19 protein-coding genes and 2 pseudogenes are annotated in these 22,217 nt (G+C 71.1%); 8 read left to right on the plus strand and 13 right to left on the minus strand.

Annotation, left to right across the window (positions count from 1 at the left end; genetic code table 11):
* Positions 1–11 precede the first annotated feature (11 nt).
* Positions 12–809, minus strand: coding sequence for a tyrosine-protein phosphatase (locus tag ACGFH9_RS25150; protein ID WP_393223631.1), 798 nt, complete (start codon positions 807–809; stop codon positions 12–14).
* A gap of 43 nt (positions 810–852) precedes the next feature.
* On the opposite strand from ACGFH9_RS25150, the gene ACGFH9_RS25155 reads away from it, so the two are divergent.
* Both ACGFH9_RS25155 and ACGFH9_RS25160 read left to right on the plus strand, forming a co-directional pair.
* On the plus strand, positions 853–1,950 hold the full coding sequence (locus tag ACGFH9_RS25155; RefSeq protein WP_393223634.1) for a mandelate racemase/muconate lactonizing enzyme family protein: 1,098 nt from the start codon (positions 853–855) through the stop codon (positions 1,948–1,950).
* 60 nt (positions 1,951–2,010) lie between these two features.
* The gene (locus tag ACGFH9_RS25160) at positions 2,011–2,928 is read left to right on the plus strand and encodes an NlpC/P60 family protein (RefSeq protein ID WP_393223637.1); all 918 of its coding nucleotides are present in this window, start codon (positions 2,011–2,013) and stop codon (positions 2,926–2,928) included.
* Positions 2,929–2,952: 24 nt separating this feature from the next.
* On the opposite strand, the gene ACGFH9_RS25165 is transcribed toward ACGFH9_RS25160, so the two are convergent.
* The 3 genes and pseudogenes from ACGFH9_RS25165 to pnuC form a co-directional block, all read right to left on the minus strand.
* The gene (locus tag ACGFH9_RS25165; RefSeq protein ID WP_393223640.1) at positions 2,953–3,951 is read right to left on the minus strand and encodes a TerC family protein; all 999 of its coding nucleotides are present in this window, start codon (positions 3,949–3,951) and stop codon (positions 2,953–2,955) included.
* A 289-nt stretch (positions 3,952–4,240) separates the two neighbouring features.
* Positions 4,241–4,591 (minus strand): AAA family ATPase, encoded by a 351-nt coding sequence (locus ACGFH9_RS25170; RefSeq protein ID WP_393223643.1) that lies wholly within the window; start codon positions 4,589–4,591, stop codon positions 4,241–4,243.
* 49 nt (positions 4,592–4,640) lie between these two features.
* A pseudogene (gene pnuC, locus ACGFH9_RS25175) lies at positions 4,641–4,928 on the minus strand (nicotinamide riboside transporter PnuC); the annotation flags it as partial.
* Between the two features lie 84 nt (positions 4,929–5,012).
* Between pnuC and ACGFH9_RS25180 the strand changes: the two are divergent.
* Entirely contained in the window at positions 5,013–5,306 is a 294-nt protein-coding gene (locus ACGFH9_RS25180; RefSeq protein WP_355236949.1) for an antibiotic biosynthesis monooxygenase family protein, read from the plus strand.
* Positions 5,307–5,408: 102 nt separating this feature from the next.
* Here ACGFH9_RS25180 and ACGFH9_RS25185 read toward each other — a convergent pair whose 3' ends face one another.
* From ACGFH9_RS25185 to uvrB, 4 genes are all read right to left on the minus strand, one after another.
* Positions 5,409–6,266 (minus strand): helix-turn-helix domain-containing protein, encoded by an 858-nt coding sequence (locus ACGFH9_RS25185; RefSeq protein ID WP_393223646.1) that lies wholly within the window; start codon positions 6,264–6,266, stop codon positions 5,409–5,411.
* A 164-nt stretch (positions 6,267–6,430) separates the two neighbouring features.
* Positions 6,431–6,799, minus strand: coding sequence for a VOC family protein (locus ACGFH9_RS25190; RefSeq protein WP_393223648.1), 369 nt, complete (start codon positions 6,797–6,799; stop codon positions 6,431–6,433).
* A 413-nt stretch (positions 6,800–7,212) separates the two neighbouring features.
* A complete protein-coding gene (locus ACGFH9_RS25195; RefSeq protein WP_393223650.1) occupies positions 7,213–8,058 on the minus strand; it encodes a helix-turn-helix domain-containing protein in 846 nt (281 codons plus the stop codon).
* A gap of 60 nt (positions 8,059–8,118) precedes the next feature.
* Positions 8,119–10,227: an excinuclease ABC subunit UvrB gene (gene uvrB / locus ACGFH9_RS25200; RefSeq protein WP_393223652.1), complete on the minus strand. Its 2,109-nt coding sequence runs from the start codon at positions 10,225–10,227 to the stop codon at positions 8,119–8,121.
* Positions 10,228–10,540: 313 nt separating this feature from the next.
* Here uvrB and ACGFH9_RS25205 point away from each other — a divergent pair, with 313 nt between their 5' ends.
* Positions 10,541–12,079, plus strand: coding sequence for a hypothetical protein (locus tag ACGFH9_RS25205; protein WP_393223655.1), 1,539 nt, complete (start codon positions 10,541–10,543; stop codon positions 12,077–12,079).
* Between the two features lie 6 nt (positions 12,080–12,085).
* Here ACGFH9_RS25205 and coaE read toward each other — a convergent pair whose 3' ends face one another.
* Positions 12,086–13,270: a dephospho-CoA kinase gene (coaE, locus tag ACGFH9_RS25210; protein ID WP_393223657.1), complete on the minus strand. Its 1,185-nt coding sequence runs from the start codon at positions 13,268–13,270 to the stop codon at positions 12,086–12,088.
* A 473-nt stretch (positions 13,271–13,743) separates the two neighbouring features.
* Positions 13,744–15,243: a 30S ribosomal protein S1 gene (gene rpsA, locus ACGFH9_RS25215; RefSeq protein WP_393223659.1), complete on the minus strand. Its 1,500-nt coding sequence runs from the start codon at positions 15,241–15,243 to the stop codon at positions 13,744–13,746.
* 438 nt (positions 15,244–15,681) lie between these two features.
* On the opposite strand from rpsA, the gene ACGFH9_RS25220 reads away from it, so the two are divergent.
* From ACGFH9_RS25220 to ACGFH9_RS25235, 4 genes and pseudogenes are all read left to right on the plus strand, one after another.
* The gene (locus ACGFH9_RS25220) at positions 15,682–16,488 is read left to right on the plus strand and encodes a class I SAM-dependent methyltransferase (protein WP_393223661.1); all 807 of its coding nucleotides are present in this window, start codon (positions 15,682–15,684) and stop codon (positions 16,486–16,488) included.
* A 57-nt stretch (positions 16,489–16,545) separates the two neighbouring features.
* Positions 16,546–17,148: a Uma2 family endonuclease gene (locus ACGFH9_RS25225; RefSeq protein ID WP_393223665.1), complete on the plus strand. Its 603-nt coding sequence runs from the start codon at positions 16,546–16,548 to the stop codon at positions 17,146–17,148.
* Between the two features lie 35 nt (positions 17,149–17,183).
* On the plus strand, positions 17,184–17,402 hold the full coding sequence (locus ACGFH9_RS25230) for a DUF2945 domain-containing protein (RefSeq protein WP_393223667.1): 219 nt from the start codon (positions 17,184–17,186) through the stop codon (positions 17,400–17,402).
* A pseudogene (locus ACGFH9_RS25235) lies at positions 17,389–17,736 on the plus strand (DUF3140 domain-containing protein); the annotation flags it as partial. The gene ACGFH9_RS25230 and the pseudogene ACGFH9_RS25235, both read left to right, overlap by 14 nt.
* A gap of 35 nt (positions 17,737–17,771) precedes the next feature.
* Here the strand turns inward: ACGFH9_RS25235 and polA are convergent.
* The 3 genes from polA to ACGFH9_RS25250 form a co-directional block, all read right to left on the minus strand.
* Positions 17,772–20,471, minus strand: a complete 2,700-nt coding sequence (polA, locus tag ACGFH9_RS25240; protein ID WP_393223670.1) for a DNA polymerase I — start codon at positions 20,469–20,471, stop codon at positions 17,772–17,774.
* Positions 20,472–20,606: 135 nt separating this feature from the next.
* On the minus strand, positions 20,607–21,317 hold the full coding sequence (locus ACGFH9_RS25245) for an ABC transporter ATP-binding protein (RefSeq protein ID WP_355236917.1): 711 nt from the start codon (positions 21,315–21,317) through the stop codon (positions 20,607–20,609).
* Positions 21,307–22,176, minus strand: a complete 870-nt coding sequence (locus tag ACGFH9_RS25250) for an ABC transporter ATP-binding protein (protein ID WP_393223781.1) — start codon at positions 22,174–22,176, stop codon at positions 21,307–21,309. The genes ACGFH9_RS25245 and ACGFH9_RS25250 overlap by 11 nt, the downstream gene beginning before the upstream one ends.
* Positions 22,177–22,217: the final 41 nt, after the last annotated feature.

A 22,217-nucleotide genomic window follows, 5' to 3' on the forward strand; every position in this document is an offset into this window, starting at 1 on the left:
GCCCGACGCACTCACTCCAGCAGGTGCGCCCGCAACGCCTCGATGACGTCGTCGGTCAGCCCCAGACCGTCACGCAGGTACGCGTCGAACGAGCCGTGCACCCGGCGTACCTCCTGGTAGCCGGCGTCGAGGTACGCGGCACGGACCTCCAGCACCGGCAGCACCGCGTCGACGTCCAGTGTCGGCTGGCGGCGGCGCATCGCCTCGATGATCACCGCGCGCAGGCCGTCGGTGAGCGCGTTGTTGCGCAGGTACTCGGCCCGGATCGCGGCCTCGTCCACCCCGAGCGCGGTGAGCAGGATGACGGTGAGCCAGCCGGTGCGGTCCTTGCCGGCCGAGCAGTGGTACAGCAGCGGCAGGTTGTCCGGGCTGGCGGCCAGGCGTACCGCCGCGCCGAAGTTGACGCGGGCGGACTCGCCGGTGACGAACCACCGGTAGATCTCGGCCATCGCCCCCGCCGTGCCCTGCCGGGCCAGTTCGGCGTACGCGTCGAGGTCATGGCCGACGAGCACCGCCGAGACGTACGTGAAGACGGGGTGCTCGGGGTCGTGCACCGGTAGGTGCACCACCCGCGGCTCGCCGGCCAGCCGGTCGGTCGGGGCGAGCGCGATCTCCGCGCCGTCGCGCAGGTCGACAACGCAGGCCGGCCCCAGCTTCGCGAGTACTGGCAGGTCCTCGTCGGTGAGCCGACCCAGCGCCGGAGTGCGGATCAGCCGTCCGGCGCGCACCTTCCGGCCGTCGACGCCGTCGAGGCCGCCAAGGTCCCGGGCGTTCGGCGCGCCGACCAACTGCCAGTCCCCGATGACCATCGCGTGGTCCTCCCGCCGCTTGCCTGTGTATAGGGTGCCCCATATGACGATCTCGGCGGTACGCACCCACCGGGTTTCTGCCCCCTTACACACCCCGTTCGTCACCGCGCTGCGCCGCACCACCACCGTGGACACCCTGATCGTCGAGCTCATCGACGCCGATGGTCGGTCCGGCTTCGGTGAGGCGCCGCAGGTGTGGCAGGTCACCGGCGCATCGGTCGCCGGCGCGCAGGCGTGCGTGCAGGAACTGCTCGGTCCGCTGCTCACCGGACGCGACCCGGACGATCTGGTGGCCCGCTGCGCCGAGGTGCAGCGGGCGGTGGTGGGAAACGAGGCGGCGAAGGCGGCGGTGGACGTCGCGCTGCACGACCTGACGGCGCGGCGTCTGGGCGTACCCCTGGTGCGGTTGCTCGGCGGCACGGCGCTGCGCGTCCCGACGGACGTCACCCTCGCCGCGGGCGACGCGGTCGACCTGGCGGCGGCCGCGCGTCAGCGGCGGGCCGACGGTTTCGGCGTGCTCAAGCTCAAGGTCGGCACGGACGCGGCCGGCGACCTGGACCGGGTACGGGCGGTGCGCGGGGCGGTCGGCGCCGGAGTGCGGATCCGGCTGGATGCCAATCAGGGCTGGACACCGCGCGAGGCGGTCCGGGTGATCCGTGGCATCGAGGACGCCGAGCTGGACGTGGAGCTCGTCGAGCAGCCGGTGGCCCGCTGGGACCTGGACGGGCTGGCCTGGGTCAGTGACCGGGTGTCGGTGCCGATCCTGGCCGACGAGGCGGTCTTCGGGGTCCGCGACCTGGTGGAGGTGATCCGCCGCCGGGCCGCCGATCTGGTCAACGTCAAGCTGGCCAAGTGCGGCGGGCTGCACCCGGCGCGCACGCTGCTGGAGTTGGCCCGCGCGCACGGGCTCGGCACGGTGGTCGGGTCGATGATGGAGAGTCAGGTCGGCATCGGCGCGGCGGCGAGCCTGGTGGCCGCGTACGGCACCACGGCGGTCGCCGACCTGGACGCCGCCTGGTGGCTGGCCTGGTCGCCGGTGCAGGGCGGAATCCGCTACGAGGGGCCGACGGTAGTCCTTCCGGATGCCCCTGGCCTCGGCATTTCCGGCCTGACTGAAGTAAAGATGCAGACCCGTGGTTGAGGATCGGCGGTTTTCTTCATAGGGTTTCCCCCGGACAGCCGACACGAGCTGGGGGTCGACGTGCAGCTACAACCGGGCCGCGAGGCCGTCGTCCGGGTCGCGGTGGCGACGCTGTGGTCATCCCCCGAGGCGGTGCGGCCGGTCGACGGTCCCGCGCTCAGGACCGATGTCGACATCCCGACCTGGGTCTCCGGTCTGGACACCGACCAACAGGTCGGCGACTGTGTGCTGAGTCAACTCCTACTCGGCGAGCGGGTGCTCGTCGACGAAGTGCGCCCGGACGGCTGGGTGCGGGTTGTCGCCGTCGAGCAGCCGGCCGCCAAGCTCGACCCGCGGGGCTACCCGGGCTGGCTCCCCGCCGACCAACTGACCCCCGCGGATCCCAGCGTCGGCGGCGACCCGCTCGTGGTCGACGCCACCGTCACCGACCTGCACGCCGGCCCGGACGGGCCGGTGGTGCTGCCCGGCGTCGTCGTGGGCACCCGCCTCGTCCCGGCCGGTCCGTCCCGGGAGGGCTGGCGGGAGGTCCACGTCCCCGGTCAGCCCACGCCGCTCTGGCTGCGCGACGGACACCTCGCCCCGGTGCAGACCGGGCCGCCCAGCGCCGCCGACACGCTCGCGGTGGCCCAGCGGCTGCTGGACGTGGTCTACATCTGGGGCGGACTCTCGACGTACGGCATCGACTGCTCCGGCCTCGTCCACCTGGCCTGGCGCCGGTTCGGCGTGCTGCTCCCCCGCGACGCCGACGACCAGGCTGTGGCGACGACCCCCCTGACGCTGGGCGCGGAGCGCCCCGGCGACCTCTACTTCTTCGCCCGGCCCGGCCGGAAGATCCACCACATCGGCATCGTCACGGCCGTGGCCGACGGCCCGACGGACCGGCGGATGCTGCACGCCTGCTACCGGCGGCGTCGGGTGCTGGAGGAGCGTCTGCCGGCCGACCGTACGGCCACCCTCGTCGGCGCGCACCGGGTCTGACCGGCCCGCGCCCGGCCCTGAGCCTCAGCGTCGGGCCTCGGCCAACTCGCGACGCCTGTCGCGGGCGGACTTGACCAGGCTGGCGATGGTGGCGATGCCCAGCGTGCCGATGATGACCAGCAGGGACAGCCAGATCGGGATGTGCGGCGCCCACGCGACATGCTTTCCGCCGTTGATGAACGGCAGGTTGTTGTCGGCAAGCGCCTCCAGCACCAGCTTGACCCCGATGAAGCCCAGCACGACAGCCAACCCGTAGCTGAGGTAGATCAACCGGTCGAGCAGGCCACCGAGCAGGAAGTAGAGCTGACGCAGACCCATCAGCGCGAAGACGTTCGCGGTGAAGACCAGGTACGGCTCCTGCGTGATCCCGAAGATCGCCGGGATCGAGTCCAGCGCGAAGATCAGGTCGGTGGTGCCGATCGCGATCATCACGATGAGCATCGGGGTGAACAGCCGCCGCCCGTTCTCGTGGGTCGTCAGCTTCGCGTCGTCGTAGCCCTTGGAGATGGGCAGCGCCCGGCGGCTCCACCGGATCAGGAGGTTCTCGGAGAACTCGTCCTCGTCCGGCTCACCCTGCCGGGCCAGGTTGATCGCCGTGTAGATCAGGAACGCGCCGAAGATGTAGAAGACCCAGGAGAACTGTGAGATCAACGCCGCGCCGGCGGCGATGAACCCGCCGCGCATCACCAACGCCAGCACTATGCCGATGAGCAGCACCTTCTGCTGGTACTGCCGGGGCACCCCGAACCGGGCCATGATGATGACGAAGACGAAGAGGTTGTCCACCGAGAGGCTGTACTCGGTGAGCCAGCCGGTGTAGAACTGCCCGGCCGAACTGGCCCCCGAGGCCAGCCAGACGCCGGCGCCGAAGAGCAGGGCGAGACCGACGTAGAAGGCGACCCAGAGACTCGACTCGCGCACGCTCGGCTCGTGCGGGCGCCGCCCGACGATCAACAGGTCGACGAGCAGCACCGCAGACAGTGCGACGAGGGTTCCCGCCCACACCAATCCGGACACGTCCAACGTTCATTCCTCCGGCAGACACGCGGCGTCGGGCACACCGTACGCCCCTGCCGGGGCCGGCGTGCCGCTGTCGCTCACTCTGGTGACTGTCGGAGGTCTCTTCCGCCCCCGGCCCGCGAACGGGACGGCGACCGACGAAGCCGGGCCGACCGTCGAGAATCCGGCGATCGTCCGTGCTGACGACTTCGTCACGGGGGAATACTCCCCTCCTCGGGGTCCATTGTTGCCCACCACGCGCCGTGATCACACCTGGGGCATGGAGTGCCCATCACACACCCTCTTGGTCGTCCTAGGAGGCTAGTGTGTCGGGTGCGGTGATCGGCTCCGCGAACGACCAGCCGGCGGCCAGCAGGGCGTCACAAACCTGCACGGCCCGCGTCAGCCGCTCGGCGTGCGGCCCGGTCAACTCCATCACCGGTACGCCGGACGCGGCCAACTCGTCGCGGAACCGCCCGGTCATCCAGGCCCGCAGGTGCTCGCCGTCGCGCAACCCGTCGTCGGCGAAGGGCACGCCCCGGTGGTCGGTCAGCAGGTACAGCGCCGGGCGACGAGCCGCCGTGAGCACCTGCGGCGACGCGCTGCCCAGGTAGCGCTCCTCCCAGACCGCGGTGGCCCGCGCGTCGGTGTCGCAGAACAGCAACGGCCCCGACGACCGCCAGCGCCGCCCACTCCCGCCGGCCGGTCCGACTCACCGTGAGACGGGTCCACCGCTCACCGCCGAACAACCAGTGCCACCAGCCGTAACAGCCCAGCGCCACGTCGACGACCTGGAGCCCGGCGTCGGCGTACAACCCGGCCGTCCAGAACAGCAGCATGAGCAGCAGCACGTTGGCGATACCGATCGGCCAGTTGGCGACGCGCTGCCGGGCCACCAGCCAGACGTTGAGCACGCCGGTGACGAACCCCAGCAGCTCCGCCCAGGTCGTGCCGACGCCGGCGACCCGGAAGGCGGTACCGGTGAGCCAGCCGATGATCATGTCGTCTGACCTTAGGGCGTGTGTCGACGCCGGAGCAGACCCCACGGCACCCGCACGACCCCGAGCCGTGAAAGGCTTGCCGGCATGGTGCTTGAGGTCGCGCTGATCGACGTACTGCCCGGACACGAGGACGAGTTCGCCGCCGCGTACGCCCAGGGTCACCCGGTGCTCGCCGGAACGCCCGGCTGCCGGTCGGTCCGGATGACCCGGGGCATCGAGTCCCCCACCCGGTTCGTGCTGCTGGTGGAGTGGGACTCGGTCGAGGCGCACGAGAAGAACTTCCGGGACACCGACCGGTTCGCGCAGTGGCGCGCGCTCATCGGCCCGCACTTCGCCGGGCCGCCGCTTGTCGAGCACTTCCTCGACGTACCGGCCTGAGTGGAGCTGTCGTACCCCGCGGTTATCGTGCCTCCCGCACGCGCGGGTCGCCGGTCCCGACGGTCTCGGGGGCGCCGGGCCCGGTGGCCGCGCGGGTGAGCCTCACTGCCCGACGCGGCGAGCCAACGCGGTGACCGTCTCCTCCGGTGACAACGCCGCCGCCAGCAGCGCCTCGGTCATCCGCTCGTACCTGTCGACGTCGAGCACGGTCGCCAGGCGGACGTCGGTGGTCAACGCCTCCACCATCACCGTCCGGGGATCAGCCGGGTCGGGAAAGGCATACCAGGAGTACGGCGTGAGGGGGTGCAGCCCGCCGCCCGCCACCCCGCGGGGCAGCAACCGCACCGTCACGTGCGCCAGCCCGGTCACCGCCACCAGGTGCCGCAACTGCTCACGCCAGGTGTCGAGCGGCAGGTCACCCGGGTCGCACACCGCCTCGGCGAGCACCGCCGTGTAGCGCGGCGGGTCGGCCCGCCGCAGCACCTCCTGGCGCAGCGCCCGGGCCCGCACCTCGGCCTCCACGTCGACCTCGGGACTGAGCAGGACGCCGGCGGCGACCCGCGAACGGGCGTACGCCGGCGTCTGGAGCAGCCCCGGCACGACCGATGGCTGGTACTCCACGATGTCGGCCGCGCCCGCCTCCAACTCGGCGTACACGCGTTGCCGTTCGCTCATCTCCCCGAGCGTCTTCCACCAACCGCGACTGGTGGCCGCGTCCCGCGCGATCACGATCAGCGCGTCCCGGGCCGGCCCGGGCACCTGGTAGACGTCGAGCAGATCCAGCACATCGGCGAGATCCGGCCGGCTCTGACCCAGCTCGATGCGGGACAGCTTCGACGTCGAGGCCCAGCCCAACCGGTCGCAGACCTGCTCCAGGGTCAGCGCCTCGCGTCGGCGTAGTTGACGCAGCTCAGCGCCGAGCCGCGCGCGTCGAATGACAGGACTTGTTGGCAACGGCATCCCCGCCTCCCCATCGAGGGAGAGTACGCAGGACGATCACCCAGTGCAATAGCGCGCTTGCGCACCGCAATCGAGGTGATCGCGCCGAGCCGGGGCAACCCCTGCCGGGCAGGCCGACGTTCCCTGCTCAGGGCCGGGTAGTGGCGCAGGGCCGGGGCGCTGCCTCAGGGCCGGTACGTGCCGAACGACCACGGGATGCCGGCGAGGTCACGGGCGGCGTAGTCCCGGGACCCGTAGTCGGTGTCGAACGGCTCCCGGGTGATGTCCGCTCCGGCGGCGCGGGCCTGGGCGCAGTGGGCGTCGACGTCCGACACGGCCACGTAGACGGACCAGTCGTCGTCGGCCAGCCGCGACGCCGCGCCGACCCGGGGACCGAGCATGATCATGCCGGTGTCGAGGACGAGTTCGGCGTGCGCGACAGTGCCGTCCGGCGCCTCGTGCACGGCGTGCACCTGGAAACCGAACGCGGAACAGAGCCAGTCGATCGCGGCGCGAGGGTCGGGGTAACGAAGGATCGGATAGACGGTTCGCATACCGACCAGTCTCCGGTCCGACGTCCGTTCCCGATTGGACGAATGTGACCCGGGCGGGTCGACCAGCGCGGGACCAGCGCGGGACCAGCGCGCGGGGCAGCCCGCACCACGCCACCGGGTTCCTGCGATCCCGGCAGGGCGACACTGCCGCAGGCGTCCTTTGCTCTGCTTCGGTAGAGGAAACAGGCGGTGTCCGATTATCGGACGCCGAGCGCTTCCTCGGTTGAAGCAGAGCAAAGGACGCACCACCACCCTGCGCCCCCGGCCGCCTCGACAGCCGGGCGCAGTTGGGTCCTCGCTGTCCGGGGGCTGTCGGCGTGGGCGGGACACCCCGACGTCCGTGAACCCGAGTCGATCGTCGGCCGCCGCGGTTCTCGGCCTGCCGGCGCTCTCGGCCTGCCGGCGTTCTCGCGTCAGGCGGTGGAGCGGGCGGCGAGCAGCGCCGCCGGTGTGGTGCCGGCGAACTGGTGGAAGTCCCGGATTAGATGGGACTGGTCGTAGTAGCCACACCGGACCGCGACCTCGGCCCAGTCGACGGCCCGCTCCGCATCAGCGGGTCGCGGCCCGGTCGTGGCGGAGACGCCGCGCAGCGCCGCGTGTGCCTGCTGGAAGCGCAGCAATCGAGCGGCCGTCTTCGGTGGTAGCCCGACCTCCTCCCGGAACCGGGCCGCCAGATGTCGTCGGCTCCATCCCAGTTCGGTGCCGAGAGCGCCGACACCGCCGCGCCCGCCGCTGGCCACGAGCCGCCGCCAGGCCCAGTCAAGGCGGGCGTCGACGGGTGGGGCCTCCGCCAGACGGCCGGCGAGCGCCGTATCGAGGAGCGCGAAGCGTTGCGGCCAGCCTGCGGCGTCGGCGAGCCGCTGCCGCAGCCGGTCGAGCCAACCGCCGGGGAGTTGCCCGAGGCCCACTGCCCTGTTGGCCACCTCGGCCAGCGGCAGACCGAGGACGCGCCGGGCGGTCAGCGGCGTCAACAGCAGCTCGACGCCCTCCCCCACACCCACGGTGCGGGTGGTGCACCAACCGTCGAAGGTGCCGGCCACGAACGAGTCCACCCGCTCGATCCCACGCTCCGCGCTGCGCGGATCGACAACGTCCAGCGGCGCGCCCCAACCCAGGATCAGCACCACGAAGACGCCGGCCGGCTCCCGGCGAACCAGCGGCAGGTCGGCGCGTTCCCGGTAGCCGATGTACCGGTCGACGAACGGGCGCAACCGCATCTCGGGGAGCCCGATGACCATCTCGTCGTCGACCGGACTCATCGCACCCGACCGCCCTTCCCGCATCCCCCCGTACCGTTGGTGACCAGGGTGGCCCTGGCGTCACTTCACGCCGGCGGCGTCCATGCCGCGTAGCTCCTTCTTCAGGTCGGCGACCTCGTCGCGAATCCGCGCCGCCAGCTCGAACTGCAGCTCGCGGGCCGCGGCCAGCATCTGGTCGTTGAGCTCCTGGATGAGCTGGGCGAGGTCGGCTCGGGCCATCCCCTCCCGTGACGTGGTGGTAGCGGTCGACCGGCTGCGGCTGCGGGTCTCCTTGACGGGGGCCTTGCCGCGGGAGAGCTGGCGGACCGCGCCGCCGACCCGGGAGTTCTCGGTGTCCTCCGCCTCGCGGTAGATGTCGTCCAGGATGTCGTGGATCTTCTTGCGCAGCGGCTCCGGGCTGATGCCGTGTGCCTCGTTGTGCGCGATCTGCTTGGCACGACGCCGGTCGGTCTCGTCGATCGCCGCCGCCATCGACGGCGTGATCTTGTCGGCGTACATGTGCACCTGGCCCGAGACGTTACGGGCGGCCCGCCCGATGGTCTGGATCAGAGAACGGCCGCTGCGCAGGAAGCCCTCCTTGTCTGCGTCGAGGATCGCCACCAGCGACACCTCGGGCAGGTCGAGACCCTCGCGGAGCAGGTTGATGCCGACCAGCACGTCGTACTCGCCCTTACGCAGCTCGCGCAACAACTCGACCCGGCGCAGCGTGTCGACCTCGGAGTGCAGGTAGCGCACCCGGACGCCGTTCTCCAGCAGATAGTCCGACAGGTCCTCGGCCATCTTCTTGGTCAGCGTCGTCACGAGCACCCGCTCGTCCCGGTCGGTCCGTAGTTTGATCTCGTGCATGAGGTCGTCGATCTGACCCTTGGTCGGCTTGATCACGACCTGCGGGTCGACCAGACCGGTGGGACGGATGACCTGCTCGACGAACTCGCCCTGAGCCTGGTCCATCTCCCAGGTGCCGGGGGTCGCGGACAGGCAGACCATCTGGCCGACCCGCTCCAGGAACTCGTCGAAGCGCAGCGGCCGGTTGTCGGCGGCGCTGGGCAGCCGGAACCCGTGGTCGATGAGCATCCGCTTGCGGGACGCATCGCCCTCGTACATGCTGCCGATCTGCGGGATCGTCACGTGCGACTCGTCGACCACGGTGAGGAAGTCGTCCGGGAAGTAGTCGAGCAGGCAGTGCGGCGGGCTGCCGGGCAGCCGCCCGTCCATGTGCATCGAGTAGTTCTCGATGCCGGAGCAGAAGCCCACCTGCCGCATCATCTCGATGTCGTACGTGGTGCGCATCCGCAGCCGCTGCGCCTCCAGCAGCTTGCCCTGACGCTCCAGCTCGGCGAGGCGCTCGGCCAGCTCCGCCTCGATGTCGCGGATGGCCCGCTCCATGCGCTCCGGGCCCGCCGCGTAGTGCGTCGCCGGGAAGATCACCAACTGGTCGACCTCGCGGACCACGTCACCGGTCAACGGGTTGAGGTAGTAGAGCTTCTCCACCTCGTCGCCGAACAGCTCGATGCGGACGGCCAGCTCCTCGTACGCCGGAATGATCTCCAGCGTGTCGCCGCGGACCCGGAACGTGCCCCGCTGGAAGGCCATGTCGTTGCGCGTGTACTGGATGTCGACCAGCCGGCGCAGCAGCTGGTCGCGGTCGAGATCCTGGCTGACCCGGACCTTGACCGCCCGGTCCAGGTACTCCTCGGGGGTGCCCAGACCGTAGATCGCCGAGACGGTGGCCACCACGATCACGTCGCGGCGAGTGAGCAGCGACATGGTCGCCGAGTGCCGCAGTCGCTCGACCTCCTCGTTGATCGAGGAGTCCTTCTCGATGTAGGTGTCGGTCTGCGGGATGTACGCCTCGGGCTGGTAGTAGTCGTAGTACGACACGAAGTATTCGACCGCGTTGTGCGGCAGCAGCTCGCTGAACTCCTTGGCCAGCTGCGCGCAGAGTGTCTTGTTCGGGGCGAGCACCAGGGTCGGTCGCTGCAGCCGCTCGATGAGCCACGCCGTGGTGGCACTCTTGCCGGTGCCGGTCGCGCCGAGGAGCACCGAGGTCCGGTCGCCGCGCCGCACCCGGCGCTCAAGGTCGTCGATGGCGGCCGGCTGGTCGCCGGCCGGCTGGAATTCGCTGACGACCTCAAAGCGGCCGTCGAGTCGAGGAATGTCGAGCGCCATGACCTCAACGGTACGCCGCAGGTCCGACATGTTCGGCCGTCGCGCAGGGTACGTGATCGGCTTCAATATTCCCATTGTGTGGCCCATGTCACCGGGACTACCCTCTTCATGTAGGCCGCTCGCGGCGGCCGACCGGGCCCGGCGGCCAGGCTGTCATCACAGCCGGTCGCCCCCGGCACAGCGGTCGCAGCACCCGGCTCGTCCGGCGTGCGCACCCGTGTGGTCGCGCTCACGGCGCAGACCGGCCGCCGCGAGCGCCCCTGCTCGACGCCCCCCGCTCGTCACCCGGTGCCGTCCCGCCCGTTTCACATCCGTGGACACCTCTGGAGCCCCGGCACCCTCCTCCGACACCGCCCGCGCCGGCGCCACGGACCGCGGCGCCGACATGTCCCCCGACCCCGGCGATCGCTCGGTCGAGGGTCACAGCGCCGGACGGTCCCGGGCCCGCCGCCGCCGTGTGCTGCTGCTCCTGCTCGCCCTGACCGCGGTGACGTCGGCGGCGGCGCTGGTCGTCGGGCTGCTGAGCTGGACGCCCAAGCCGACCCCGCCGGCCCGACCGCTGACCGTCGCCGAGGCCGAGCGGCTGGCCGCCATGCGCGTCACCAATCTGCGGGACCTCCGCGCCGGTGTGCACGTCACCGCCGGCGACGGCGCCGCCCGTACCGAACTGGTGGGCTGGGTGGACTGGTCGCGGCCCCTGCTCTACCTGGACGTGGGCGGGCCGGGGGCGGGTGCCGACCGCGGCCTGTTGCAGAGCACGGGCGGGGTCCTGGTGGTCCGGCCCGACCCGGGCGCCGTACCCACCCCGGCCGCGCCACCGCTGGTGCCACCGGCGGACCGTTGGCAACTGCGTCAGCGGACGACCGACAGGGGCCTGACGCGGGTCCTCGACCTGCTCCTCGGCCTCGCCACCGACCGTCCGGACCCGGCCCCGAGCGGTGGCGACGCCCGCTGGGTCGCCCAGGACGTGGGCGCGGCCGGGACGCTGGACGTGCTGCAGGCGTCGCTCGCCACCGCGACGACCGGTCCCGACAGCACCGCACCGGCCAGCACGGCGGCGACCCGAGCGGACGCGTCGACCCGCTACTGGCTCGATCGGGACGGCCGACTGCACAAGCTGGTGACCCGGCTGCCCGACGTCGGGCCGGTCACGGTGCTCCTCGACCGGATCGACCGTCCCACCCTGCATCCGGTGGACGCGCTCGGTGGCCGACCCGGTCTGCCACGGGCGCTCACGAACGCCGAGCAGCGGCGGCTGGACGCCCTGCCGGCCCGGCTGCGCGGCCAGGGCGGCGCCACGCTGACGCTGACCGCGCCGGTGGGCGGCGACGTCAACCTGCGGGGCGCCGGTTGGTTGAGCTGGACCGCGCGCACCGCCTACGTGGCGGTCGCCGACCTCGGCGTACCCGGTCGCCGGACCCTGCTGCACCGCGACGCCGCAGGTCTGTCCCGCACGGACGTACCGGCCCAGGCAGGTGGTGGTGGCACCGCCGAGACGCCCGGGCGGCCTCCGTTCCCGGTCCCCGCCGGCGCGTGGCGGACCACCCGGTCCGCCCGGGACGACCTGGACCTGCTGGTCGACGCCGCGGTGGGCGCCGCCGGGCCGCTGGCACGGCGGGGCGTGCCCGTGCGCGTCCGCGAGGACCTCGCCGGCGGACGGACCGTGGACGTGGTGGAACTCCGCGTGGCGGACGCACGGCTGCGCTACTGGATCGCCCGGGACGGATCGCTGCGTCGGGTGGAGCTGCACACCGGCCCCGGCGCGTGGGCGCAGCTGGACCTCGATCCCGCGGTGGTGCCCCGCCTCACTCCGCCGCCGCGGGCCGCCACCGCACGGCGCGGGACGCGCTGACCAGAGTCAGGGCCGCCAGCCGGTCTGCGCGGCCCACTGCTCGGCCCGCAGGTACTCCTCGTCGAACCAGGGATCGCCGGCGGTGCCGGAGTCACCGACAAGCGGCGCAGCGTCCACCAGATCGCGCTTGAGCAGCAGGTACGCGCCCCGCCGATCCGGGTCGACGCGCAGGTGGTCCCGCATGAGCAGCGCGTACCGCCAGCCGGGCGAGTCGGCCGCCCGGACGTGCAGACGCACCGGACGATCCGGGTCGGCGCTGCCGTGCAGCCGCTTCTCCCACCGCGCCCGGCCGGCCGGGCGCGGATCGTCCCACCAGTGCCCCGGCACCCGGGGGAACCCCGCGCTCGCCAGCCGGTCGGCCAGCGGCCCGTCGGCGTCCGCGAGGTCGGGCACGGCGAGCTGCACGTCGATGACGTCGTCGGCGGCGAGGCCGGGCACCGCGGTCGCGCCGATGTGGTCGATCCGCAGATCCGCCGGGGCGAGCGCGTGCCGGATCCGGGCCTCGATCCGCGCGTACTGCTCGGGCCAGCTCGGGTCGGCCTCCGTCGCGCCACCGCGCGCGGGTGGCGGAGCGACCTTCCGCTGCCGCAGGTTGTGCTCGTAGGGGTGCAGCCGCTGCCGCCACAGCGTGTCCACGGCAGCGTGCAGCGCCACCAGACTCCCGTCGTTGGTCACCACCACGTCGGCGACCGCCCGCCGGCGGGCGTCGTCGGCCTGCGCGGCGATCCGCCGCTCGGCGTCCGCGCGGTCCATCTCCCGGTCGCGCGTCAGCCGCTCCAGCCGGATCGGCACGGCCGTCTGCACCACGACCACCAGGTGGTACGTCGGCGCGAGCCCCACCTCCACCAACAGCGGTACGTCGTTGACGACGATCGCGTCCGGCGGTGCCGCCGCGACCAGTTCGGCGGTGCGCGCCCGTACCCGAGGGTGGGTGATCGCCTCCAGCCGGCGGCGGGCGGCCTCGTCGGAGAACACCCTCGCCCCCAGCGCGGCGCGGTCCAGCGCGCCGTCGCCATCCAGCACCGCCTCGGAGAACGTGGCGACGATCTGCGCGAGGCCCTCGGTGCCCGGCGCGACGACCTCCCGGGCGACCTGGTCGGCGTCCACGAGCACAGCACCCAACTCCACCAGCCGCGCGGCCACCGCGCTCTTGCCCGATCCGATACCGCCGGTCAAACCCACCCTCAGCACCGGACCAGTCAACCGGATCACGGCTCGCCCGCCAAACACGCCCACCCCGCGAGACGCCCGTAGGCGAACTCCTGTACCCACCACCTGGCCGCCCAGATCGGCTCCAGGGCGCCCTGACCTGTCACACGCTTGCCCTGACCTGTCACGCGCGAGCCGTGGCCTGTCACGCGCGAGCCTTGGCCTGCGACGGGCGCGCCTTGACCTGTCACACGCGTCCTTTGCTCTGCTTCAGCCCAGGAAACACGTGCCGTCCGGTAATCGGACACCGACCGTTTCCTCTGTTGCAGCAGAGCAAAGGACGCGCAGTGACCGGTGCCCCGCCACCGCCACCGCCGCCGCCCCCGCTCCGCGCCCGCCAAAGCCGCCACCGTGCAGGGGTCATCGCGACACCGGCGCGGTGACCGCACGGCGAAGGCCCCGCCTCCGGCGATCCGAAGATCGCGGGAGACGGGGCCTGTCGTCGTGTCAGCGGGTCACTTACCGCCGGCGAGCTTCTCCCGCAGAGCGGCGAGCGCCTCGTCGGTGGCCAGGGTGCCGGCCGGCTCCTCGGCCTGCCGGCTCGGGGCCGGGCTGGACGAGGAGGTGGTGCCACCGGTGGCAGCCGGGACGACCGGGGTCGGGTTGGCAGCGGCCTCGGCGTCGGCGGCGCGAGAGGTCTGCACCTGCTTGGTGTGGGCCTCCCAGCGCTGACGAGCCTCGGCGTACTGGTTCTCCCAGGTCTCGCGCTGCTTGTCGTACCCCTCGAGCCACTCGCCCGTCTCCGGGTCGAAGCCCTCGGGGTAGATGTAGTTGCCCTCGGTGTCGTACGTCGCGGCCATGCCGTAGAGGGTCGGGTCGAAGTGCTCCTCGCCCTCGACGAAGCCCTCGTTGGCCTGCTTGAGCGACAGCGAGATCCGGCGGCGCTCCAGGTCGATGTCGATGACCTTGACCATGACCTCGGAGCCGACCTGGACGACCTGCTCCGGGATCTCCACGTGGCGCTCGGCCAGCTCGGAGATGTGGACCAGGCCCTCGATGCCGTCGTCCACGCGGACGAACGCACCGAACGGAACCAGCTTGGTGACCTTACCCGGCACGATCTGCTGGATCGCGTGGGTGCGGGCGAACTGCCGCCACGGGTCCTCCTGCGTCGCCTTCAGCGACAGGGAGACGCGCTCGCGGTCCAGGTCGACGTCCAGGACCTCGACCTCGACCTCCTGGCCCACCTCGACGACCTCGGACGGGTGGTCGATGTGCTTCCAGGACAGCTCGGAGACGTGCACCAGACCGTCGACGCCGCCGAGGTCCACGAAGGCGCCGAAGTTGACGATCGAGGACACGACGCCCTTGCGGACCTGGCCCTTCTGCAGCTTGTTGAGGAACTCGGTGCGCACCTCGGACTGCGTCTGCTCGAGCCAGGCCCGGCGGGACAGCACCACGTTGTTGCGGTTCTTGTCCAGCTCGATGATCTTGGCTTCGAGCTCGCGCCCGACGTACGGCTGCAGGTCACGCACACGCCGCATCTCGACAAGGGACGCGGGCAGGAAGCCGCGCAGGCCGATGTCGAGGATGAGACCACCCTTGACGACCTCGATGACCGAGCCGCGGACGACACCGTCCTCGTCCTTGATCTTCTCGATCGTGCCCCAGGCCCGCTCGTACTGCGCCCGCTTCTTGGAGAGGATCAGACGCCCCTCCTTGTCCTCCTTCTGGAGGACCAGGGCCTCGATGTGGTCGCCAACCGTCACAACCTCGGCGGGGTCCACGTCGTGCTTGATCGACAACTCCCGAGAGGGGATGACACCCTCGGTCTTGTAGCCGATGTCGAGCAGGACCTCGTCCCGATCGACCTTGACGACGGTGCCTTCGACAATGTCGCCGTCGTTGAAGTACTTGATGGTCTCGTCGATCGCGGCGAGGAAAGCCTCCTCGGAACCGAGATCGTCGTGGGTGACCCGGGTGGCGCTCGAGGGGGCCTCGATGCTGCTCGTCATGTGGGCGGTTGCTCCGGTCGGTGGGTTGTCACAGCAGGCTGGTGTGTCGCAGTGACCTGTTCGCGCCAGCGGATCCGTCGCCGGGCACACCGAACGATCACCTAGTGAGCATCATGATGTGGTCCGTCGACCGCGCACCTGCTCCCTGCCGAGACACACGATCCGCGAGCGCATCATCTAGCCTACCGTGCGCATTACCACAGCGTGCAAGCCCTCCCGTCTCCTCGCCGCGCGGCGACCTGCGAAAGCCGAACAATCGCCCGGAAAAGACCCCTGCTGTCTCATACGTCACAGGAGTCCCACCGGCCACTTCAGGGGCCCCTCGCACGACTCGATTTCACCGGTGGCGGCGGGCGCGGCGCGCCGACGCCCCCGAGTCCGTGTCGATCCGGCCGCGCCGCCGTCGTGGACCGGGGGGTGGGGGCCTAGCGTGAGCGGGTGGATGACGACAGCCGGGTGACCCGGCGCCGCGTGGGTGACGCCGAGGTCCGGCGGGCCAACCGCGGCTGGTGGGACACCGACGCCGACGACTACCAGGCCGAACACGGCGCGTTCCTCGGCGACGTGGACTTCGTCTGGTGCCCGGAGGGGCTGCGCGAAGCGGACGCCCACCTGCTCGGCGACGTGTCGGGACGACGGGTGCTCGAGGTGGGTTGCGGCGCTGCCGCCGCCGCCCGCTGGCTCGCCACCCAGGGCGCGCGGCCGGTCGCCTTCGACCTGTCCGCCGGCATGTTGCGGCACGCCGCCAAGGCCGCCGACACCACGGGGGTACGCGTGCCGCTGGTGCAGGCCGACGCGCTCGCCCTGCCGTTCGCCGATCAGTCGTTCGACCTGGCCTGCACGGCGTTCGGGGCGATCCCGTTCGTGGACGACTCGGCGGCCCTGCTCGCCGAGGTGCACCGGGTGCTACGTCCGGGCGGCCGGTGGGTGTTCTCGGTGACCCATCCGATGCGCTGGATCTTCCTGGACGACCCGGGCGAGGGTGGCCTGCGGGCCGTGCACTCGTACTTCGACCGTTCCCCCTACGTCGAGCAGGACGAGAGCGGCGTGGCCACGTACGTGGAGCAGCACCGCACACTCGGTGACCGGATCCGGGAACTGGTCGGGGCGGGATTCCGGCTGCTCGACCTGGTGGAGCCGGAGTGGCCTCCGGGACACGAGGGAATCTGGGGGCAGTGGAGCCCGCTGCGGGGTCGACTCTTCCCCGGCACGGCCATCTTCGTCACCGACAAGCCCGCCGACTGAGCGTGCCGCACCCGTTGTCCGACCTGCGACCCATCGATCGCCGGTAGGCTCGACCCCATGAGCGCCGAGCCCATCCCGACATCACCTGGCCCCTGGTGTCCGGATCCGATGCGGCAGCAGCGTGCCGACTACACGCTGGAGGACCTGCTCACCCTGCCGGACGACGCCCCCCGCGTCGAACTCGTCGACGGAGTTGTCCAGGTGACACCCTCCCCCACCCTGGGCCATCAAGACATCTGCGGTCTGCTGTGGCTGTGGCTGCGCTCGCACGCCCCGGCGGACCTTCGCGCCGCCCAAGCAGTCGGAGTCGCACTCAGCCGCAACACCAGTCGTCAGCCTGACGTGCTGCTCTGTCGCGCCGAGGTGCCGTCCAACCGGTCCACCCTGCGTCCGGCGGATGTCGTGCTCGCCGTGGAGATCGTCTCGCCCGGCACGCGACGAATCGACCGGTTCGCGAAGCCCGGCGAGTACGCCGCCGCCGGCATCCCCTTCTACTGGCGGATCGAGCAGGACCCGGTGCACGTCTACGCGTACCGGATCGGCGACCGGGTCGGCCCGGGCGGTGAGCGGCAGTACGAGCTGGTCGCCGACGGTGCCGACGTGATCGAGCTGACCGAGCCGTTCGACATGAAGCTGCCGGTCGCCGAGATCAGGCCGTAGCCGTTTCGCCCCTGCCGGCTCGGGTAGCCGGGGGCATGGCCGAACAGAGGTTCCACGAGGGCGACCACGTCTCCTGGTCGGCACACGGCAACCGTGCGTACGGCGTGGTGCAGGGCACGATCACCGAACGGACCCGGCTACGTGGGCGAGCGGTGAACGCGTCCCCGGACGACCCGCAGTACCGGGTCCGCAGTGACGGCACGGGCCGCGACGTGGCCCACCGCCCGGAGGCGTTGCGTCATGAGCAGAGCTGACGACCAGGGCCGGGACACCTACCGGGAGTTCACCGACGCGGTGAACATGAAGCCCGGCGAGCTGTCCACCTGGCTGGAGACCAACGAGTCGAAGCAGGTCGGCTGGCACAAGGGTGGCCGTACCGGTGGTGGCGAGTCCGTCGGACACGAATCCGGCCGGAAGATCATCAACCTGCTCCGCCGCAAGCGCGGCGATCTCTCCGAGGCGGACTACAAACACATGCGCAAGGTCGTCGGCTACGTTCGTCGACACATGGCGCAGCGCCCGTCCGGCAACGTCCGCGACACGAAGTGGCGCTGGTCCCTCATGAACTGGGGCCACGACCCGATGAAGTAGTGGAGATCCAACCCCCACACCGCAACCACGGATCAGTGATCGGCGCTGTTCCAGTCCCGGCCCTCGCCGACCGACACCTCCAGCGGCACCGACAACGGGTACGCCCCGCCCATCTCGCGCCGCACCAGCGCCTCCAACGTCTCCCGCTCACCGGGCGCGACCTCGAAGACCAACTCGTCGTGCACCTGCAACAGCATCCGGGAGCGCAGACCCGCGTCGACGAGCGCGGTGTCGACGTGCAGCATCGCCACCTTGATGATGTCGGCGGCCGAACCCTGGATGGGAGCGTTGAGCGCCATCCGCTCGGCGATGTCGCGGCGCTGCCGGTTGTCGCTCACCAGGTCGGGCAGGTAGCGGCGGCGGCCCAGGATGGTCGAGGTGTAGCCGTCCTGGCGGGCCTTGGCGACCACCTGGTGCAGGTAGTCGCGGACACCGCCGAAGCCTGCGAAGTAGTTCTCCATCAGCCCGCGCGCCTCGTCGGTGCCGATGCTGAGCTGCTGGGACAGGCCGAACGCGCTGAGCCCGTACGCCAGGCCGTAGTTCATTGCCTTGATCTTGCGCCGCTGGTCCGGGGTGACCTCGTCGACCGGTACGCCGAAGACCGAGGAGGCGGTGACGGCGTGGAAGTCGGCCCCGGAGTTGAACGCCTCGATCAACGCGTCGTCCGACGAGAGGTGCGCCATGATCCGCATCTCGATCTGGCTGTAGTCGGCGGTGAGCAGGCACTCGTACCCCTCACCCACCACGAAGGCCCGGCGGATGCGCCGGCCCTCCTCGGTGCGGATCGGGATGTTCTGCAGGTTGGGCTCGGTGGACGAGAGCCGACCGGTCGCCGCCACCGTCTGGTTGAAGGTGGTGTGGATCCGCCCGTCGTCGGAGACGGACTTGAGCAGGCCGTCCACCGTCGACTTGAGCTTGGCGACGTCGCGGTGGCGCAGCAGGTGGGCCAGCACCGGGTGGGGCTGCTGCGCGTACAGCCACTGGAGGGCGTCGGCGTCGGTGGTGTAACCCGTCTTGATCTTCTTGGTCTTCGGCAGGCCCAGCTCGGTGAAGAGGATCTCCTGCAACTGCTTGGGTGACCCGAGGTTGAACTCCCGGCCCACGGCCTCGTACGCGCCCTGCGCGGCGGCCTTCACCTCGGCGGCGAAGTGCGCCTCCAGCTCGGAGAGGTAGTCGGTGTCGGCGGCGATGCCGGTGCGCTCCATCGCGGCGAGCACCCGCATCAGCGGCAGCTCCACCCCGGCCATCAGCCGCGCGGACTGCTCGCCGTCGCGGGACAGCTCGGCGTCGATCGAGTCGGCGAGGTCGAGGGTCGCGCGGGCCTGGAGCATGAGGTTCTGCTCGGCCGCCCCCTCGTCGCCCAGCCCGTCGAGGGTGAGCTGACCGGTCTCGGGCGCGTCCACCCGCAACTCGCGGTGCAGGTAGCGCAGGGCCAGGTCGGTCAGGTCGTAGGACCGCTGGTCGGGGCGGGCCAGGTACGCGGCGATCTGGGTGTCGCGGACGATGCCGGCCAGGTCCCAACCGTGTGCGGCGCAGGCCAGCACGGCGGGCTTGCTGTCGTGCAGCACCTTGGGCCGCTGCGCGTCGGCCAGCCAGGACGCGAGGGCGCTTTCGTCGGAGGCGTCGAGCCCGCTGGGGTCGACCCAGGCCGCCGCGCCACCGGCACTGGCCAGCGCCAGCCCGGTGATCGAGGCGGTATGGCGGCGGTTGGGGCCGGTGTCGAGCTTGACCGCGAGCCCGACCGGGGTGCCGCTCGGGGCGTGGGCGTCGAGCCAGGCGGTGAGCGCGCCCGGCTCGGTGAGGACCTCGCCGGTCAGGTCGAAGCCGGACTCGGCCTCCGGCTCGACGGCCTCCAGGTACTGGTAGAGGCGGTCGCGCAGGATGCGGAACTCCAGAGTGTCGAAGACCTGGTGCACGGCCTCACGGTCCCACCCGGCCCAGCGGGCGTCCTCAGGGCGTAGCGGCAGTTCCAGGTCGGAGACCAGACAGTTGATCTCGTAGTTGCGGATCACGTCGGCCAGGCGCTCCCGCAGGCTGTCGCCGGCCTTGCCCTTGATCTCGTCGGCGCGGGCGATGACGCCCTCCACCCCGCCGTACGTCGTGATCCACTTGGCGGCGGTCTTCGGACCGACACCCGGCACGCCGGGCAGGTTGTCGCTGGTCTCACCGACCAGCGCGGCGAGGTCCCGGTAACGCTCGGGGCCGACGCCGTACTTCGCCTCGATCGCCGCCGGGTCCATCCGAGCCAGGTCGGAGACGCCCTTGCGCGGATAGAGCACGGTGACCTGGTCGCCGACGAGCTGGAACGCGTCGCGGTCACCCGAGCTGATCAGCACCGTCATGCCCTGGTCACGGGCCTGACAGGCGAGCGTCGCGATGATGTCGTCGGCCTCGTAGCCCTCCATCTCGACCACCGGGATCTGCAACGCCGCCAGGACCTCCTTGACGAGGCTTACCTGGCCCTTGAAGTCGGTCGGGGTCTCGCTGCGGCCGGCCTTGTACTCCGCGTACCTGTCGGTGCGGAAGGACCGGCGGGAGACGTCGAAGGCGACGACGATGTGGGTGGGCCGCTCGTCGCGCAGGACGTTGATCAGCATCGAGGTGAAGCCGTACACCGCGTTGGTCGGCTGACCCGTCGTGGTGGAGAAGTTCTCGACCGGCAGGGCGAAGAACGCCCGGTATGCCAGGGAATGTCCGTCGACGAGGAGCAGGCGCGGCGTCGTAGCTGTCACGGCAGCGACTCTAGTCCGTCGCACCGACAACCCCGGGTGGCGGCACCGCACGACCGGCGCGAAAACACGCCAGCGGCCGAAACGCCGGCGGCCGGCCGCCCCCGAGGGGACGACCGGCCGCCGGATCGCCGTGGCTCAGGCCACGCCGAGGTACGCCTCCTTGACCGCCGGGTCGTGCAGGAGTTCCTGGCCGGTGCCCTCCTTGACGATCCGGCCCGTCTCCAACACGTAGCCCCGGTGGGCCCGCGACAACGCCTGCTGGGCGTTCTGCTCGACCAGCAGGATCGTGGTGCCCTGCTCGTTGATCCGCGTGATGATCTCGAAGATCTGCTGGATCAACTTCGGCGCCAGACCCATCGACGGCTCGTCCAGCAGCAGCAGCTTCGGACGGGTCATCAACGCCCGACCCACCGCGAGCATCTGCTGCTCACCGCCGGAGAGCGTGCCGCCGGCCTGCTTGCGGCGCTCGTGCAGCCGCGGGAACAGCTCGAACACCATCGCCAGGTCCTTGGCGATGTCGGCTTTGTCCCGGCGGGTGTAGGCCCCCATCTCCAGGTTCTCCAGCACGGTCATGCCCGGGAAGACACCACGGCCCTCGGGTGACTGCCCGATGCCCCGGATCACCCGCAGGTCGGCGCGCATCCGACTGACGTCGGTGCCGTCGAACTTGATGCTGCCACCGGAGATGGCGTGCAACCCGGAGATCGCCTTCATCGTCGTGGTCTTACCGGCGCCGTTCGCGCCGATCAGCGCCACGATCTCGCCCTGCTCGACGTGCAGGCTGATGCCGTGCAGCGCCTCGATACGGCCGTAGAGCAGCTTCAGGTCGTCGATCTCAAGCAGCATCCTCGACACCTCCCAGGTATGCCGCGATCACCTTCGGGTCGTCGCGCACCTCGGCCGGCGACCCCTCGGCGATCTTCTGCCCGAACTCCAGCACCACCAGCCGGTCCACCACGCCCATGACCAGTCGCATGTCGTGCTCGATCAGCAGGACGGTGACCCCCGAGTCGCGGATCTTGCGAATCAGCTGCAGCAGGGCGACCTTCTCCGCCGGGTTGAACCCGGCGGCCGGCTCGTCCAGGCAGAGCAGCGTGGGATCGGTGGCCAGGGCCCGAGCGATCTCCAGACGACGCTGGTCACCGTACGACAGGTTGCGCGCCAGGTCGCCAGAGCGACCCTCGATGCCGACGAAGTCCAGCAGCTCGCGGGCCTTCGCCTTGCCCTGCCGCTCCTCCCGCCAGTGCCGCGGCAACCGCAGCAGGGCGCTCGGGACGCTGGTCTTGTGGTTGGCGTCCGCGCCGACCTGCACGTTCTCCAGCGCCGTCATCTCGGGGAAGAGACGGATGTTCTGGAAGGTACGCGCGATACCCAGCTTGGTGATCTGGAAGCGCTTACGGCCGCTGACCTTCTCGCCCCGGAACCGGATCTGCCCGGTCGTCGGGGTGTAGACGCCCGTCATCGCGTTGAAGCAGGTCGTCTTGCCGGCGCCGTTCGGGCCGATCAGACCGAGGATCTCCCCCTCGTAGAGGGTGAAGTTGACGTCGTTGAGGGCCACCACGCCGCCGAACCGCAGCGTGACGTGGTCGACCTCCAGCAGCGGCTTCCGGCCGTCAACCGGCGCGGCGGGCTCGCTGACGGCCTCGTCCGGCGTCGACGAGGTCTCCGCCGGGCTGCCGACAGTCGTCCGCGCGTCGATCGCCATGTCGCGCTCGCTGGTGACGTCGCGCTCGCTACCCATCCGTG

The organism is Micromonospora sp. NPDC049102 (assembly GCF_043197485.1).
Taxonomy (GTDB): domain Bacteria; phylum Actinomycetota; class Actinomycetes; order Mycobacteriales; family Micromonosporaceae; genus Micromonospora.